Source organism: Micromonospora sp. BS32 (assembly GCF_059089345.1).
Genome location: NZ_JBSSHR010000007.1, coordinates 238520 through 255461 on the forward strand (window position 1 = coordinate 238520; position 16942 = coordinate 255461).

At 69.6% G+C, this 16942-nt stretch carries 7 protein-coding genes; 5 read left to right on the top strand and 2 right to left on the bottom strand.

The genetic code is table 11. The annotated features are described in order from the left end of the window. Positions 1-93 precede the first annotated feature (93 nt). The 4 genes from AC5RWQ_RS14080 (at position 94) to AC5RWQ_RS14095 (ending at position 13240) form a co-directional block, all read left to right on the top strand. The gene (locus AC5RWQ_RS14080; protein WP_494283164.1) at positions 94-11745 is read left to right on the top strand and encodes a LamG-like jellyroll fold domain-containing protein; all 11652 of its coding nucleotides are present in this window, start codon (positions 94-96) and stop codon (positions 11743-11745) included. Further along, positions 11726-12325 (top strand): suppressor of fused domain protein, encoded by a 600-nt coding sequence (locus AC5RWQ_RS14085; RefSeq protein ID WP_494283165.1) that lies wholly within the window; start codon positions 11726-11728, stop codon positions 12323-12325. The genes AC5RWQ_RS14080 and AC5RWQ_RS14085 overlap by 20 nt, the downstream gene beginning before the upstream one ends. A 91-nt stretch (positions 12326-12416) precedes the next feature. After that, the gene (locus AC5RWQ_RS14090) at positions 12417-12890 is read left to right on the top strand and encodes a hypothetical protein (RefSeq protein WP_494283166.1); all 474 of its coding nucleotides are present in this window, start codon (positions 12417-12419) and stop codon (positions 12888-12890) included. Further along, positions 12887-13240: a hypothetical protein gene (locus tag AC5RWQ_RS14095; protein WP_494283167.1), complete on the top strand. Its 354-nt coding sequence runs from the start codon at positions 12887-12889 to the stop codon at positions 13238-13240. The genes AC5RWQ_RS14090 and AC5RWQ_RS14095 overlap by 4 nt, the downstream gene beginning before the upstream one ends. On the opposite strand, the gene AC5RWQ_RS14100 is transcribed toward AC5RWQ_RS14095, so the two are convergent. Both AC5RWQ_RS14100 and AC5RWQ_RS14105 read right to left on the bottom strand, forming a co-directional pair. Then, the gene (locus AC5RWQ_RS14100; RefSeq protein ID WP_494283168.1) at positions 13200-14471 is read right to left on the bottom strand and encodes an APC family permease; all 1272 of its coding nucleotides are present in this window, start codon (positions 14469-14471) and stop codon (positions 13200-13202) included. The two genes, AC5RWQ_RS14095 and AC5RWQ_RS14100, sit on opposite strands and share 41 nt — an antisense overlap. An 11-nt stretch (positions 14472-14482) precedes the next feature. After that, positions 14483-15220: a phosphatase PAP2 family protein gene (locus AC5RWQ_RS14105; protein WP_494283206.1), complete on the bottom strand. Its 738-nt coding sequence runs from the start codon at positions 15218-15220 to the stop codon at positions 14483-14485. Positions 15221-15360: 140 nt separating this feature from the next. Between AC5RWQ_RS14105 and AC5RWQ_RS14110 the strand changes: the two genes are divergently transcribed. Beyond that, a complete protein-coding gene (locus tag AC5RWQ_RS14110) occupies positions 15361-16572 on the top strand; it encodes a DUF4032 domain-containing protein (RefSeq protein ID WP_494283169.1) in 1212 nt (403 codons plus the stop codon). Positions 16573-16942 lie beyond the last annotated feature (370 nt).

The following is a 16942-nucleotide window of genomic DNA, read 5'->3' on the forward strand; positions in this document are numbered from 1 at the left end:
CTCAGGAGAATCTGATCAGGGGGCTTGTTACCCGGACCGGCTGACCCTCAAACTCCGCGGAGAAATTTTCACTTCACGGGGAGGGGACCGGCCGTGCGCCGATCCGTCACCAGTTCTGCGCGCCGTCTGGCCATCGTGATCGCGGTGGTCTTCGGGCTCAGTGTCGCGGTGCCAGCAGATGTGGTCCGTCCGGGCGGCGAGTTCCCGCTGACCTGGCTGACCTGGTTCGCTCAGCGGCCGGCCTGGTCGGCCACCGCTGCTTTCCTGGGCCTCCCCGTGCAGCAGAAGGGCCGGCCGATCGCGGTCGACCCGCACGTTTCGGCCGCCGCGACCGACGCGCGTCAGGGCGCCGGACGGGCGCCCAAGCCGGCCGCGGGCACGCTCGACTCGTACCGGCCGCACGAGATCGAGACGACGCCGGAAACCACCGGCCCGGCGGAGCAGGGCTTCGACGGGCGGACCAGCAAGCGGCTCGCTGCCCGGTCGAGCGCCCGCTCGGACGTCTTCCAGAACGCCGACGGCTCGTACACCAAGCGGACCTACAACCGCCCGGTCAACTACCGCGCCGCCGACGGCACCTGGCAGAAGATCGACTCGAACCTGACCGGGCGCGCCGACGGCCGGCTGCACGTGAAGGCGAACCAGCTGGGCGTCTCGGTCGCCGGCACCGCCGCGCCAGCCACCCGGGATGCCGCCGCCCCGACCGCCGCCCCCGCCGCTGACCCGAGCACCGCTCCCGCCGCGACCGCGACCACCGGCCCCGACCTGGCGCAGCTCACCCTGCCGACCGGCGAGAGCGTGGGCTACCAGCTTCAGGGCGCCAACGTCACCGCGCCGACCGTGGACGGCGCCACCGCCCGCTACCGCGACATCCTCGGGCAGACCGACCTGGAGCTGACCGCCTTCGACGCCGGCGTCAAGGAGACCCTGGTCCTGCACTCGCCCGACGCGGCGTCGAGCTGGGTCTTCCCGCTGCGGCTCAAGGGCCTCACCCCGCGGCTGACCGCGCAGGGCTCGGTGGAACTGCTCAACGCCGGCGGCAAGGCCGTCGCCTGGTTCCCGCGCGGCTCCATGCAGGACGCCAAGGTCGACCCGAAGTCCGGTGCCCCGGCCGAGTCCGACAAGGTGGTCTTCGAGCTGGTCACCGTCGACGGCGCTCCCGCGCTGAAGGTCACCGCCGACCAGGCGTGGCTGCGCGACCCGGCCCGGCAGTACCCGGTGCGGATCGACCCGACCGCCACCACCGGCACCACCGGTGACGTCTTCGTCGACAACGACAGCACCACCACCAACAACGGCGACAACCTGCCGGTCGGCACCTACAACGGCGGCACGACCAAGGCTCGCTCGTTCATCCACCTCGACGACTTCGACAACAACGGCTTCGTCGGCAAGCGGTTCAGCGCGGCGAAGCTTTTCCTCTACCACACGTGGTCGTACGACTGCGCCACCCACAAGCCGTTCTACGTGCACCGGGCCACCCAGGCCTGGACCGTCGAGGACCTCAGCACGGCCAGCTACCCGGGACCGACGATCTCGTCGTCGATCGGCTCGCTGACCATCAGCGACAACAACCCGGCCTGCACCAACAGCGGCGCCGACCGGAGCATCGGCAAGTGGGTCAGCGTCCCGCTCAACGTCGACACCTTCAACGACTGGTCGACCGGCGGCGCGAACGAGGGTCTCGCGCTGACCGCGTCGGAGACCGACTCGTACGCCTGGAAGCGGTTCACCTCCGCCAACTTCTCCTCCGGCGCCTACAAGCCGTACGTCGAGTTCACCTACACCAACGACGTCGCGCCGCAGGTCAACCTCCGGTACCCGGCCAACAACGCGGTCGTGCAGACGCTCACCCCGGAACTGCTCTCCCGGGCCGTCGACTCGGACAACTGGCCGGCCAAGGGCCTGACCTACAACTACGTGGTCACGGACGCCGAGACCAACGCCACCGTGGTCAGCTCGGGCTGGATCACGACCCCCAGCTGGACGGTGCCGTCCGGCAAGTTGACCTGGAACAAGACCTACCTCTACACGGTCCAGGTCTACGACAAGGCCGCCTACAGCGCCGTCTCCCCGGCGTACGCCTTCACCACCTCGGTGCCGCAGCCGCTGCTGACCGCGAACCTCGCGCAGAACGCCGGCAAGGGCTACGACCCGAGCGTCGGCAACTACACCACCTCGGCCACCGACGCCAGCGTGACCACGGTGGGCCCGTCGCTCTCGGTCACCCGCAGCTACAACAGCCTCGACACCCGGCGCAGCAACGCCTTCGGCACCGGTTGGTCCAGCCTGCTGGACGTGCGCGCGACCCAGGTCAAGGACGTGGCGGGCAGCATCCAGTCGGTGCTCATCACCTACCCCACCGGTCAGGAGGTGGCCATGGGGCGCAACGCCGACGGCAGCTTCACCTCCACCTCCGGCCGGTACTCGGTGTTCAAGGAGAACAAGGACACCGCGGGAGCGGTGGCCGGCTACACGCTCACCGACAAGGACGGCACGGTCTACGTCTTCAGCCAGCTGGCCGGCACCGGCGTCTACAAGGTCACCCAGATCACCGACGCCAACGGTCGCTCGCTCAGCTTCTCCTACGACACCTCGGGGAATCTGACCAAGCTCACCTCTGCCTCCGGCCGGTCGCTGTACGTCACCTGGTCGACCCCGGCCGGGTCGAGTGCTCCGCACGTCGCGACGGTCTACACCGATCCCGCCACCGCCGGCGACTGGAACACCTCGGCGACCTGGCAGTACACCTACGGTTCCAACGACGCGCTGACCAAGGTCTGCCCGCCGACGGACTGGGCCAACTGCACCACGTACCAGACGGACACCACCTCCCAGTACGCCAACGCGGTGCTGAACGCCGGCCCGTACTCGTACTGGCCGCTGAACGAGGCGAGCGGCGCGACCATCGCGGCGAGCCGGGTGCTCAGCAACGCCGGTGTCGACAACGCCCGCTACAACGGCGTGACCCTGGGCCAGCCGGCCGGCCTGGCCGGCTCGACCGCGACCACCACCGGCTTCAACGGGACCAGCTCGTACGTGCAGCTCCCTGGCAAGCTGGTCGCCGACGGCCAGTACCAGTCGATCAGCATGTGGTTCAAGACCACCACCGTCAACGGCGTGCTGTTCAGCTACAACGGCGACGCGATCACCAAGGGCACCACGACCGGCAACTACACCCCGGCGCTCTACATCGGCAGCGACGGCAAGCTGCGCGGCGAGTGGTGGCAGGGCAACGCCACGCAGGCGATGGCCTCCACCTCCGTGGTGAACAACGGCGCCTGGCACCACGTGGTGCTCACCGGCGCGGGTGACACGCAGTCCCTCTACCTCGACGGGACCCTGCACGGCACCCTGGCCGGCACCATCGCCCAGGTCCCGAACGGATCGGCGAACGTGCAGATCGGCGCCGGCTTCGTCGGCGGCTCGTGGCCCAGCCACAAGAACACCGGCGCCTCCCCGGCGGTGGCCAACTACTTCTCCGGCTCGATCTCCGACGTGGCGTTCTTCAACCAGGCGTTGACCGGCACCACGATCGCCGCGCTGAACAGCGCCGGCCGGACCGGCCACCCGGTGCTCAACAAGGTGGTCCGCCCCTCCGGCGGCGTCACCGCGGAGATCTCGTACGACAAGACCACCGGTCGGGTCGCCAGCGTCAAGGACGAGAACGGCGGCGCCTGGACCATGGGTACCCCGACCGTCTCCGGTGACAGCGACGTGTACGCCGCCTCGGTGCTCGGCGCGAAGCCGGTCGACTACTGGCGGCTCGGCGAGGTCGACGTCACCGACGCGATCAACGAGGTCGAGGGTGGCACGGCCACCTTCAGCGACGCCACGCTCGGCGTCGCCGGCCCGTTCAGCGACAGCAAGGCTGCCTCGTTCAACGGCTCCAGCTCGTACCTGCAGATGCCGGCGGAGGACATCCCCACCACCGGACCCAACTCGGTCGAGATGTGGTTCAAGATGCCGTCCGGCAGCACCGCCGGTGGCACGCTCTTCGGCTTCCAGACCGAGGACATCGCCACCCGCGGTTTCACCGGCAACTGGGTGCCCGCGCTCTACGTCGGCATCGACGGCAAGCTGCGCGGCAAGTGGTGCTATTGCGGCAGCAACACCACGAACCCGCCGATCACCACGGCGGCGGTGAACGACGGCAAGTGGCACCACGTCGCACTCACCCTCAGCGGCTCCACCCAGAAGCTCTACCTCGACGGGGCGACCGTCGGCCAACTCGCCCTGGCCGGGGAGACCACCACCGCCGCCAACGCCTACATCGGCGCCGGCTACACCAAGTCGTGGCCGTCCTCCCCGACGAGCGGGGTGGCGTACTTCCCGGGCTCCATCGCCGAGGTGGCGTTCTACCGCACGCAGCTCAGCGACGCCCAGGTCAGCTCCCACTTCCAGGCGTCGAAGCAGACCGTTCCGGTCGCGGTGACCATGGTGTCCGGGCAGGCGACGGCCGTCGCGATGCCGGTCTCCACGGTCACGGTCACCGGCCCGACCGGTGAGCAGCTCTCCTACAGCTACGACGTGGTCAACGGCAACCGGATGGTGGCGCAGACCGACGCGCTGGGGAACACCACCAAGTTCGGTTACGACGTCGGCGGCTTCGGCAACCTGACCTACGACCCGAACGGCGTGTGGACGCAGGAGCTGCAGGACGTCCGGGGCAACACCAAGCAGGTAATCACCTGCCAGGACCAGTCGGCCAACAAGTGCTCGTCGGTCTACTACACCTACTACGGGAACTCGGCCGACCCGCTCGACTGGTCCACCGCCCAGCTGCCGGTGATGTTCAACGACTTCGACGGCGACGGCTACCCGGACATCGTCTACCGGGAGGCCACCGACAACAGCATCCAGATGGTGCGGAGCAACGGTTCCGGCGGCTGGCTGACCAGCATCCCGACGAAGATCGGCACGAGCATCGCCGGTGCCAACCTGATCGTCGGCAGCAAGGACTTCAACGGCGACGGCAAGCCGGACATCCTCTGGCGCAGCTCGAGCGACAGCAACATGTACCTGCTCGCCGGCAACGGCACGGGCGGCTGGACCACCGGCAGCTCGGTGAAGATCGGCCCGGCTGTCGGCTCGGCGAACCTCATGGTGATGTCCCGCGACTTCAGCGGTGACGGCAAGCCGGACCTGATCTTCCGCAGCTCGGTCGACAACAACCTTTACATGCTCAAGGGCAACGGCACCGGCGGCTGGGTCAGCGCCACTGCGACGCAGATCGGCAACGGATGGCAGAACGCCGACCTGCTGGCCGCCCCGGGGGACTTCAACGGTGACGGCAAGGACGACATCGTCTACCGCAACTCCTCCGACAAGAACCTCTACATGGTCGCCGGCAACGGCACCGGCGGCTGGTCGACCGGTACGTCCGTCAAGATCGGCACGGGCTGGAGTTCGGCCAACGCGCTGCTCACCTCAGGCGACTTCGACGGCGACAAGAAGGCCGACTTCGTCTACCGCAAGTCGACCGACAACGACATGTACCTGGTCTCGGGCAACGGCACCGGCGGCTGGGTCACCGGCGCCTCGGTGAAGATCGGTGGCCAGCCGGACCCGCGGAACGACGTCATCCTGACGATGCGGGATGGCCGGTCGGCGTCGGAGACCGACAACACGTACAAGACCAGCTACGACTACGACGCCAAGGGCAACCAGACCACCATCACCGACCCGCTCGGCCGGGTCACCCGCACCACCTACACCGACGGCGCCACCGTGGCGGCCAAGGATGGTGGCTTCGCCCCGGCCGGCCTGGCCTCGACCGTGACCACCCCGGGTGGGCAGGTCCAGACGGTCGTCTACTACGCCAGCGGTGATGTCGCCGAGGTGGTGGAGCCGGGCGGCAAGGTCACCCGCTACACCTACGACGGCCTGGGCCAGCCGGTCAGCGAGACGGAGGTGACCGACACCTTCCCGGCGGGACTGACCACCACCCGCACCTTCGACAAACTGGGCCGGCCGCTCAGCGAGACCGAGCCGGGCGTGACCAACCGGGTCACCGGCGCGGTGCACACCGCGAAGACCGACACCACCTACGACGTCGACGGCAACGTGGTGGAGCAGACGGTCAGCGACACCACCGGCGGTGACGCGCCGCGCACCGAGAAGCACACCTACAACGCGTACGGCCAGGAGACGGCGACCACCAACGCCACGAACGAGACCACCAACCTCGAGTACGACCTGTACGGCCGGGTGGTCAAGGAGACCGAGGCGGACGGCGGGGTCACCACCAGCACGTACGACGCCGAGGGCAACCTGCTCACCTCGACCGTGGTCGGCTGGACCGGCGACCCGAACAACCCCTCGGCGCCGCGTGACCTGGTCACCAGCCGGCGGTCGTACGACCCGGCGGGCCGGCTCGCGTCGGAGACCGACGCGATGGGCTGGACCACGTCGTTCACCTACACGGACAACGGCCTGGAAGCCAAGGTCATCCGCACCGACGGCACCAAGACGTTCGTGGTGGAGGAGCACACCTACGACGCGGCCGGCAACGAGCTGACCGAGGTCGGCAACAACGGCCGCAGCGTCACCTCCACCAGCTACGACGCGGCCGGCCGGACGATCTCCTCGACGGTCGACCCGAACGGGTTGAAGCGGACCACCACTCTCGCCTACGACGCCGACGACAACGTGATCTCCACCGTCTCCACCGACGGTGCGAACGGCAACCAGGTCACCGGGATCTCCGAGGCGCTCTACGACAGGGCCGGTCGGGCGGTCGCCGAGACGACGTACCCGTCGGCGGCGCTGACCCCGGTCGCGCGCTGGAAGCTCAACGAGACCTCGGGTACCAAGGCCGCGGACTCGGTGGGCAACAGCCCGGCGACCGGGTCGGGCAGCATGGCCTGGTCGACCGAGCGGGGCGGCTCGGCCGTCTTCAACGGTACGAACGCCAAGTTCCAGACGACGGGACCGCTGGTGGACACCGAGCGGAGCCTCACCTTCGCCGCCTGGGTCAACCTCGGCGCGACCGGCGTCAAGGGCCGCATCTTGGGCCAGGACGGTGACCGGCAGAACGCGTTCGAGCTGCGTTACCACGAGACGAACCAGTGGAAGTTCGTCATGAAGTCGGGTGACATCGACAACCCGACGGGTGACCAGGCCGCCACCGCGACGGCCGTTCCCGCCGTGAACACCTGGACCCACCTGGCGGGTGTGTACGACGCCAAGACCGCCACCATGACCTTGTACGTCAATGGTGTCGCCGACGGTACGAAGACCGCGGTGACGTCCTGGGCCACGGACGGTCCGTTCACCGTCGGCTGCGGCCTGTGGAACGGCGGTTGCACCAACTACTTCAACGGCAAGATCAGTGACGTTCAGGTCTACCAGAAGGCGCTGACCGCCACCGAGATCTCGCAGCTCAAGGCCGGTACCGCGCCGGCCGCGGACGCGCAGGTCATCCGTACCTCCCAGGTGCTCGACCAGGACGGCCTGCCGACCGCGATCACCGACGAGAACGGCAACACCACCTACCAGGCCTACGACGAGGAAGGCCGGGTGGCGCGCTCCACCGCGCCGGCGGCGATGGTGGAGCAGGCCGGGCAGTTGCCGGCACTGGCGAACGCGGTCAGCTACGCGGGGTACAACACCTTCGACGAGCAGACCGACGCGCGCGACGCCAACGGCAACTGGTCGGTGACCGGCTACGACGCCGCCGGCCGGGTCGTGTCGCAGAAGGACCCGGCCTACACGCCGCCGGGTTCGAGCGTCCCGATCGTGCCGGAGAGCACCCAGACGTACGACTCGACCGGGCAGGTCACCGCGGTGACCGACCCGCTGGGCAAGATCACCCGCTACGAGTACGACCAGCTCGGCCGGCTCGCGAAGGAGACCGCGCCGAACGACGGGGTGACCACGTACACCTACGACGACGCGGGCAACCTGCTCTCATCGAAGGACCCGTCCGGCGCGGTGTCCACGAGCACCTACGACTACCTGAGCCGGCCGCTCACCTCGACCGACGTGGTCCGGCAGAGCAGCACCAACTACACCACCAGGTACACGTACGACGACACCGCCGCCGACCAGAAGACCACCGTCACCTCGGCCGCCGGGGTGGCCAGCTCGACCAGCTACAACAAGGCGGGCGAGCCGATCGCGGTCGTGGACGGCGCGGGGAACACCACCCGCTACGAGTACGACAGCGAGGGCCGGACGACCAAGAGCATCCGCCCGGACAACTCGTACGCCACGGTCGCCTACGACATGGCGGACCGGGCGACCGGCACGGCCGAGTACAGCCCGACCGGCACGCTGCTGTCGTCGCAGTCGGCGAAGTACGACCGCGCCGGCAACATGGTGGCGACCACGGACGCCCGCGGCACCACCACCACCATGGAGTACGACGCGACGGGCGCGCTGACCAAGGAGATCCAGCCGATCTCCGGATCGGACTCGATCCAGACCACGTTCGGCTACGACCTGGAGGGCAACCGCACCCGGTTCACCGACGGTCGCGGCAACGCCTTCTACACCACGTACAACACGTGGGGGCTGCCGGAGTCGCAGATCGAGCCGGCCACGGCGGCCCACCCGGACGCCGCGGACCGGACCTTCACCATCGTCTACGACCAGGGCGGACGGCCGTCGACGCAGTTGCTGCCCGGTGGCGTGTCGGTCACCAACGCGTACGACGACATGGGTCGGCTGATCCGGCAGAGTGGCACGGGCGCCGAGGCGGCCACCGAGGACCGGGTCTTCGACTACGACGTGGCCGGTCGGATGACCTCGCTGTCCGGCTCGGGCGGCACGAACACGATCAGCTACGACGACCGTGGTCTGCCGCTGTCGGTGACCGGCCCGTCGGGTGACTCGTCGTTCGGTTACGACCCGGACGGCCGGCTGGCCTCCCGCCAGGACGCCGCCGGTGCCACCTCGTACAACTACGACCAGGCGGGCCGGCTCTCGAAGCTGGACAACCCGACTGCGGGCGTGCAGATGGCGTACACCTACAACACGCTCTCCCAGGTCAGCAAGATCACCTACGGGACGAACGGGAACACCCGTAACTTCACCTTCGACCCGCTGCGCCGGCTCACCGGCGACGAGCTGAAGTCGTCGACCGGCACCTCGCTGGCGAAGATCACCTACGGCTGGGACGCCAACAGCAACATCACCTCGAAGACCACCACGGGCTTCGCGGGCTCGACGGCCAACACCTATACCTACGACCTGGCCGACCGGCTGACGTCGTGGAACAACGGCGCCGCCACCACGGTGTACGCCTACGACAAGTCCGGCAACCGCGTACAGAACGGCTCGAAGCTGTTCACGTACGACCAGCGCAACCGGCTTCAGACCGCGGACGGGGTCGCCTACACCTACACCGCCCGCGGCACCCTCGCGACGGCCGGCGGCAACACCACCAGCACCGACGCGTTCGGCCAGGTGGTGTCGCAGCAGGCCGGCGGAGGCACCCAGACCTACACGTACGACGGTCTGGGTCGGGCGATCCGCCCCAACCACTCGTACACCGGTCTCGCCAACGACCTGGCTGGCGACGGCTCCGCGACCTACGTGCGGGGCCCCTCCGGCGAGGTGGTCGGCGCCGCCGCCGGCGGCACCCAGCGGATGGTCTGGACCGACCTGCACACCGACGTGGTCGGGCAGTTCACGGCCACCGGGACGGCGCTGGACGGTTCGATGACCTACGACCCGCTCGGCAAGGTGGTCAACACCGCCGGCCTGCTCGGCTCGCTGGGCTACCAGTCCGAGTGGACCGACGCGCTCACCTCGCGGGTCAACATGCACGCCCGCTGGTACAACACCGACACCGGTCAGTTCGACACCCGGGACACCGCCAACAACAGCCCGGTGCCGGACTCGATCAACGCCAACCGCTACCAGTACGGCGACGCCAACCCGCTGACCGTCACCGACCCGACCGGCCACTGGGGCTGGGGCAGCATCAAGAAGGCCTTCAGCTCGACGGTCAGCTCGGTGCGCTCGTACGCCTCGTCGGCCTACTCGTACGCGTCGTCGTACGCGTCGAGCTACTACTCCTACGCCTCCTCGTACGTCAGCACGCGGTACCAGGCGGCCAAGAGCGCGGTGAAGAAGACGTACCACCGGGCCAAGGCGGCGGTGAAGAAGCGCTACCACCAGGTCAAGCGCAAATACAACCAGGTCAAGCGGTACGTCAAGAAGAAGTACCACCAGGCCAAGCGGTACGTGAAGAAGAAGTACGAGCAGGGCCGCAAGTACGTCTCCAAGAAGATCGCCGCGGCGAAGAAGCGCGCGAAACACCTCTACAACAAGGCGAAGCAGGCCGGTAAGAAGATCGCCGCGAAGGCCCACCGGGTCGTCAAGAAGGCGGTCAGCCACGTCAAGGACGCCGCGAACGCGACCAAGAAGTGGGTCAAGGAGCACAAGGACGTCCTGATCGAGGTGGCCGCGGTCGGTGGGGCGATCCTCGCCGGCATGGCCTGCACCGCGCTGACCGCCGGTGCCGGCGCCATCGCCTGCATGGCCGGTACGGCCGCACTGATCAACCTGGCCAAGGACGCCGCGCAGGGCGACATCCACAGCATCGGTGACGCCCTGGGCTCGCTCGGCACCGGAGCGGTGACCGGCCTGATCGGTGGCGCCGGTGGCGCCCTGGCCAGCCGGGTCGGCGCGATCGTCGCCAAGAAGGTGGGCACCGGCCTGGCCGGCCGACTCGCCCAGGAGGCGGCGGAGAACGGCGTCGAGGACGCGGTCGACCAGATCGCGACGTCGGGCCGGTACAACCCGCGGGCGGCCGTGGAGAACATGGTCCCCGGCCTGAACCTGATCAAGGGGGTCGGTGGCGGGGGAGCGTGTTCGACCAACGACGACTCACGAACCCGAGGCCGTCGCCACAGCTTCGATCCGAAGACCAAGGTCCTGATGGCCGACGGCTCGAAGCGGCCGATCGAGGACGTCAACGTCGGCGACAAAGTCGTCGCAACCGACCCGAAGACAGGCAAGTCGGAGCCGAAGAAGGTCACCCAACTTCACCGGAACACCGACAAGGACCTGACCGACCTGACCGTCCGCGACCAGGACGGGAAGACCACGAAGGTCAAGACGACTCAGCACCACCCGTTCTGGAACGCGTCCAAGCGGAAGTGGGACGACGCCAAGGACCTCAAGCCGGGCACGAAGCTGCTGGTGCGGGGCACGGGCGCAGTCACGGTCGTCGCGGTGCTCAACAAGGCGGGCGCCGAGGAGATGCGCGACCTCACGGTCGCCGACGTCCACACGTACTACGTGGTCGTCGAGGACGAGCCGGTCCTCGTGCACAACTGCGGTGGTGGAGAGTCCGGGCACTCGGCAACGTGCGACTGTGCGAACGGGGCTCGTCCTCGCGGCGACAATGGCCGTTGGCTTGCCGATCCCAACCGGCACCAGCCCGGCACCGCAGACGCGGACGGCATGCTACGGGGCACCAATGAACCCGGCTTCGTGACGAGCAGGCCGAGCCTGCGAACCAGCGTCGAGCAGCGGGTCTGGGCGGCGGCACCAGTGGGTCCGACCGGGGGCAGGATTTGCCGACGTGGCGGTCCGAACTGTGTTGGTGAGGTGACCGTTGCCCCTGGCTCCGGTCAGAACCGGGACTGGGACTACGGGCACGATCAGGGAGATGCTTGGAGCAACACCAAGTTCCCGGCCGACGTGACACGTGAGGAAGTGATCGATCGGTACCACCAGGGCGGCGGGGTAGAGTGCATCCCTTGCAACCGTGGCGCTGGCGCTGACTGATTGGTGGCTCATGTCCCTGCTCGTCGCACACTTGGAGGAGCGGCTCGGTCCGATCCGATCCGGGTGGACCCGCGATCCGAATGGCTTGGAACTGCCCTTTCAGGTAGCCGAGCTCGGTGGCGGAGGAACGCTCGAAGGATCGATGTCCTACGCGACGCTGGGACTCAGCCGGCATCTCCTTCCCTCCCCGACGGGAGGGAAGGAGATGCGGCTGGAGCTGATCATGACGACGCATGCCGCGCTGGCACCCGCACGTCTTCCGCAATCGCTGCAGGTGGTCGGTAGGGATCTGCTGAATCGCCACGAGGCGATCCTGCGGGGACAGACCTTCGACCTTCCGGGCGGCGTCGCCGAGGGTAGCGAGCTTTCCTGCCTGTATGCCGCAGTCCCCGGCTACTTCGACGAGCGATTCGACCAGGTCGCGCTCGACGAGGGAGCGGAAGCGGCGATTGTTTGGTTGGTCCCGATCAGTAAATCGGAGAAGCGGTACATCATCGAGCATGGTTGGGACGCTTTCGAAGGCGAGTTGGTCCGCAGGGATCCGGATCTGCTCCACCTGTCCCGCCCGCCCATCTGCTGATCGAGTGATCTCTGGCGTTGAGGACATGGCGGCCTTGGGTGGTGCCCACCGGTAGACCTCACACCGGGACTTCCAAGGTAGTGTGGATGTCATGGCCGCCGTGTACGACGAAGTGCCCTTCAGTGAGTTCCTGCACCGACCGGCGGCTGCCGCCGACCGGCTGGAACGGGTCCGCGCACTGCGCCTGCGTCGCCGTGATGCGGGTGACCTGGCCCTGACCCGAGCCGACCAGCTGGAGCAGGACGCCGTCGTCATCGACTTCACCGCACGGCTGCTGGCCGGCCTGGTGCGGTCCGAACCGACGGACGTGGTGCGGCGGGTGCTGGGGGAGGCACTGCCCTGGGTGGCCTTCCTCCCCGAGGAGGACGTGGATCAGCTGCTGACCGAGCTGATCACCGTGGCCCAGGGGGCGGCTTCCCTGGAGAACCTGTCGCCGATCGCGGTCCTGCTGGCCCAGTGGCGGCACACCGCCGAGATCCACGCCGACCCGGTCCTGCACGAGATGATCACCCGTGAGCCGAGCGGCGATCTCGGTGCCGTGCCGACTCCGGACCTCCCGCGGTGAGCCCAAAGCGCGGAGACCGGGCCGCCCCGCCGGCCCTGGCCGGGGAGTACGAGCTGCGCTTCGCCGAGTCCGCGGCAGCGGACGGCTGGGAGCAACTGGCCCGGCAGGCGCCGGCCAACCTCCGCCGCGCCTACGACGCCCTGCGGGCCGACCCGAGGTCGAGGACGTCGCCGGAGCGGCAGCACCGCCTCAAGGGCTCCCTCGCCTCGGCGAGTTGGAAGGGCCAGGAGTTGGAGCGCTGGCAGTACGAGGTGACCGGCGGCGGGCGGATCTGGTACCTGATCGATGACGAGCGTCGCACGGTCTGGCTCACCTACGCGGGGACCGGCCACCCGCGCGCGACGGAGTGAACCGGGACTTCCCGGCGTACCAGGCGGCGCCGAGGGCGAGCACCCCGAACCCGGCGAGCACGCTGGCCAGCGGCAAATTGACCGCCAGCACCAGGCAGCCGACCAGCCCCAACGCGGCCAGCACCTGCACCGGCAGCTTCCGCGCCGGGTCTCGCCCCAATGTCAGCGCCGACGCGTTGGTGATCGCGTAGTAGACCAGCACCGTGCAGCTGGAGAAGCCGATCGCCCCGCGGACGTCGCCGAGCGCGACCACCACGATCACCACGGCGGCCACCGCCAGCTCGGCCCGGTGCGGCACCTGGCGGGTCGGGTGCACGGCGGCCAGCCCACCCGGCAGGTCCCGCCGGCGGGCCATCGCCAGCGTGGTGCGGCCGACCCCGGCGACCAGGGAGAGCAGCACCCCGGTGACCGCGACGGTCGCCCCGGCCCGGACCACCCAGGCCAGGCCGGGCAGCCCGGCGGCGGTCACCACGTCGGCCAGGGGCGCGGCGGAGTCGGCCAGCCCGTCGGCCCCGAGCACGCCGACCGCGACCACGGCGAGGACCAGGTAGACGGCGAGCACCACGCCGAGGGCCAGCGGCACCGCGCGGGGGATGGTCCGTTCCGGGTCGCGGACCTCCTCGCCGAGGGTGGCGATCCGGGCGTACCCGGCGAAGGCGAAGAAGAGCAGACCAGCGGCGGTGAGCACACCTCGGGTGGACCCACCGGACTCGGTGAGCCGGTCGAGCCGCAGGTCACCGGCGCCCGCCCCGGCCACCGCCACCAGGGCCAGCACCGCGAGCACCACGACCACCAGGGCCCTCGTCGCGGCGGCCGTCTTGGCGATGCCGCGCAGGTTCACCGCGGTCACCGCGAGCACCGCGCCGACCGCGACCAGCCGGGCCTGCCCCGGCCAGAGGTACGCGCCGATGGTCAGCGCCATCGCCGCGCAGCTGGCCGTCTTGCCGACCACGAACCCCCAGCCGGCCAGGAACCCGGCGAACGGGCCGAGCCGCTCCCGCCCGTACACATAGGTGCCGCCGGACTCCGGGTAGCGGGCCGCCAGCCGCGCCGAGCTGGTGGCGTTGCAGAAGGCGATGAAGCCGGCCAGCGCCAGCGCGACCAGCAGCCCGGCGCCGCCGGCCGCCGCCGCGGCCGGAGCGAAGACCACGAAGACGCCCGCGCCGAGCATCGATCCCAGCCCGATGACCACCGCGTCGGGTACGCCCAACCGTCGTGCGAGTCGATCCACGAGCACAGACCCTAGGGGTACGAGGTGAACGGCCGGTCCCAGTCGCGCAACCGGCCCGGCAACGGGACGTCGTCCCAGGGCGCCCGGTGCAGCAGCCGGTCCAGCAGCAGGCCGAGCAGCAGCCCGGCCACCGAGTCGGTCAGCCAGTGCCAGCCCAGGTACGTGGTGGTGCAGAGGACCACCAGCGGCGGCACCACCCGGACCACGGTGACCAGTCGGGGCGGCAGGCTTCGGCCGACGGTACGCAGCAGCGGGACGAGCAGCAGCGCCAGCACGCCGTACCAGACGATCGCGTTGGCCACGTGCCCCGACGGGTACGACTGGGCGTAGCTCACCGACAGGTCGTGCTGGAACAGCGGCAGGGTTCGCTCGGGCGCCAGGAAGGGCTCCCGAACGCTGGCGCTCGGCGCCGGCCGGGCGGTCCAGACCTTCAGCGGGCCGATGGTCAGGTAGGTGAGCACGAAGGCGACCACCGGGGGCAGCACCGGCCGGATCGAGCGGAGCCGGACCGCCACCAGCACGCCCAATCCGGCGGCCAAAAGCGTCAGCGGGGTGCCCTGGCCGAGGAAGTTCAAGACCCGGGCCACCCAGTACGCCACCGTCGGCCGGTGGTCGGCGGACCAGTCGGCGACCGCCCGGTCCAGCCCGAAGAGGTGGTCGGTGGCGAGCGCGACGGTCAGGCCGACCAGCGCGGTGAGCAGCACCGCGTCCCACCACCAGCTGGCCGGGCGTACCGGGTTCAGCCGCAGCCCGTGGCGTACCGTCGTGGTTTCCCGCACCCGGTCACGCTACCGGCCGCCCGCGCACGCCGGGGTGCCGCGGCCGGGGTCGATGTGTGCCGAGCCACGAAGGGAAGCGCTCAGCGGGGGTACCCGTCACACTTGTCCGCGTGCGGATCACCTCGGCCCTCGTCGACCCGGCGCTGCTCGACCTCCCCTGGTCGACCCCGCTGGAGCAGTGGCCTGCGCACCACCTGGTGGCGCTGCCACAGGGCATCTCCCGGCACATCGTCCGGTTCGTCCGGCTCGGCGACTACGTGTACGCGTTCAAGGAGACTCGCGAGCGGATCGCCGAACGGGAGTACGACCTGCTCCGGGCGCTGGAGCGGATCGACTTCCCGTCGGTCGAGGCGGTGGCGATCGTCGCCGACCGGCAGACCGAGGACGGGGAGCCCCTCGAGTCGGTGTTGATCACCCGGCACCTGCAGTTCTCGCTGCCCTACCGGGCGCTCTTCTCGCACACCCTGCGCCCGGAGACGATGAGCCGACTGCTCGACGCGCTCGCCGCCCTGATCGTCCGGATGCACCTGACCGGCTTCTTCTGGGGCGACTGCTCGCTGTCGAACACGCTGTTCCGCCGGGACGCCGGGGCGTTCGCCGCCTACCTGGTCGACGCCGAGACGGGTGCCCTGCACAGCTCCCTCTCCAACGGCCAGCGCGGCGAGGACCTGGAGATCGCCCGGGTGAACATCTTCGGCGAGGCGCTGGACCTGCAGGCCGCCGGGCTGCTGCACGAGTCCATCGACCCGGAGGTGGTCTGCGAGGAGGTCGTGCAGCGCTACGAGCGGCTCTGGCACGAGATCACCTACGAGCAGCAGGTCGAGCGGGAGGCCCGGCACGACATCGAGGGGCGGATCCGCCGCCTCAACGAGTTGGGCTTCGACGTCGCCGAGGTGGCCCTGTCGACCGTCGACAACGGCCGCTACCTGGTGCGCCCGAAGGTGGTGGACGCCGGCTACCACACCCGGCGGCTGCTCCGCCTGACCGGCCTGGACGCCGAGGAGAACCAGGCCCGCCGGCTCCTCAACGACCTGGACGCGTACCGGGTGGAGAGCGACCTGACCGACGAGCAGCAGGCGGCGCACCGCTGGCTGACGGAGGTCTTCGAGCCGGTGGTCCGGGCGGTGCCCGCGCACCTGCGCCACAAGCTCGAGCCGCAGGAGCTCTTCGCCCAGATCATCGAGCACAAGTGGCTGCTCTCCGAACAGGCCGGCCGGGACGTCGGAATGGGGCCGGCCGTGCAGTCGTACCTGGCCGACGTGCTGGTGCACCGCCCCGACGAGCAGGCCGTGCTCGGCGTCGAGGTCCCCGCCATCACCTGATCCCCTGGGCTCGACCCGCGCCTGGCAACCGGCCGCAGCCGTCGCTCAGGTCCTCCCGGCGAGCCATGTCGGCCCGGCGAGTCATGTCGGCTCGGCGAGTCATGTCGGTTCGGCGGCCATGTCGGCTCGGCGGCCATGTCGGTTCGGCGGCCATGTCGGTTCGGCGGCCATGTCGGCTCGGCGGCCATGTCGGCTCGGCGGACGTGCTGGTCGGGCGGCCACGCTGGTCCGGCGGCCGTGCCGGGCTGTCGCCGTGCCAGACCGGGTTTCGTTTCGGACGCTACGAACTTGATGACGTCAACGAATCACGGGCGTGGCGATGCTCCACGCCGGGCCGGCACGCCTTGGCGGTGGAAGCATGATTCGTTCA

What these genes read in the sequence shown, in the direction of transcription:
- AC5RWQ_RS14090 (WP_494283166.1), top strand. Translation starts at nt 12,417, where the DNA reads ATGGCCGCCGTGTACGACGAAGTGCCCTTCAGTGAGTTCCTGCACCGA.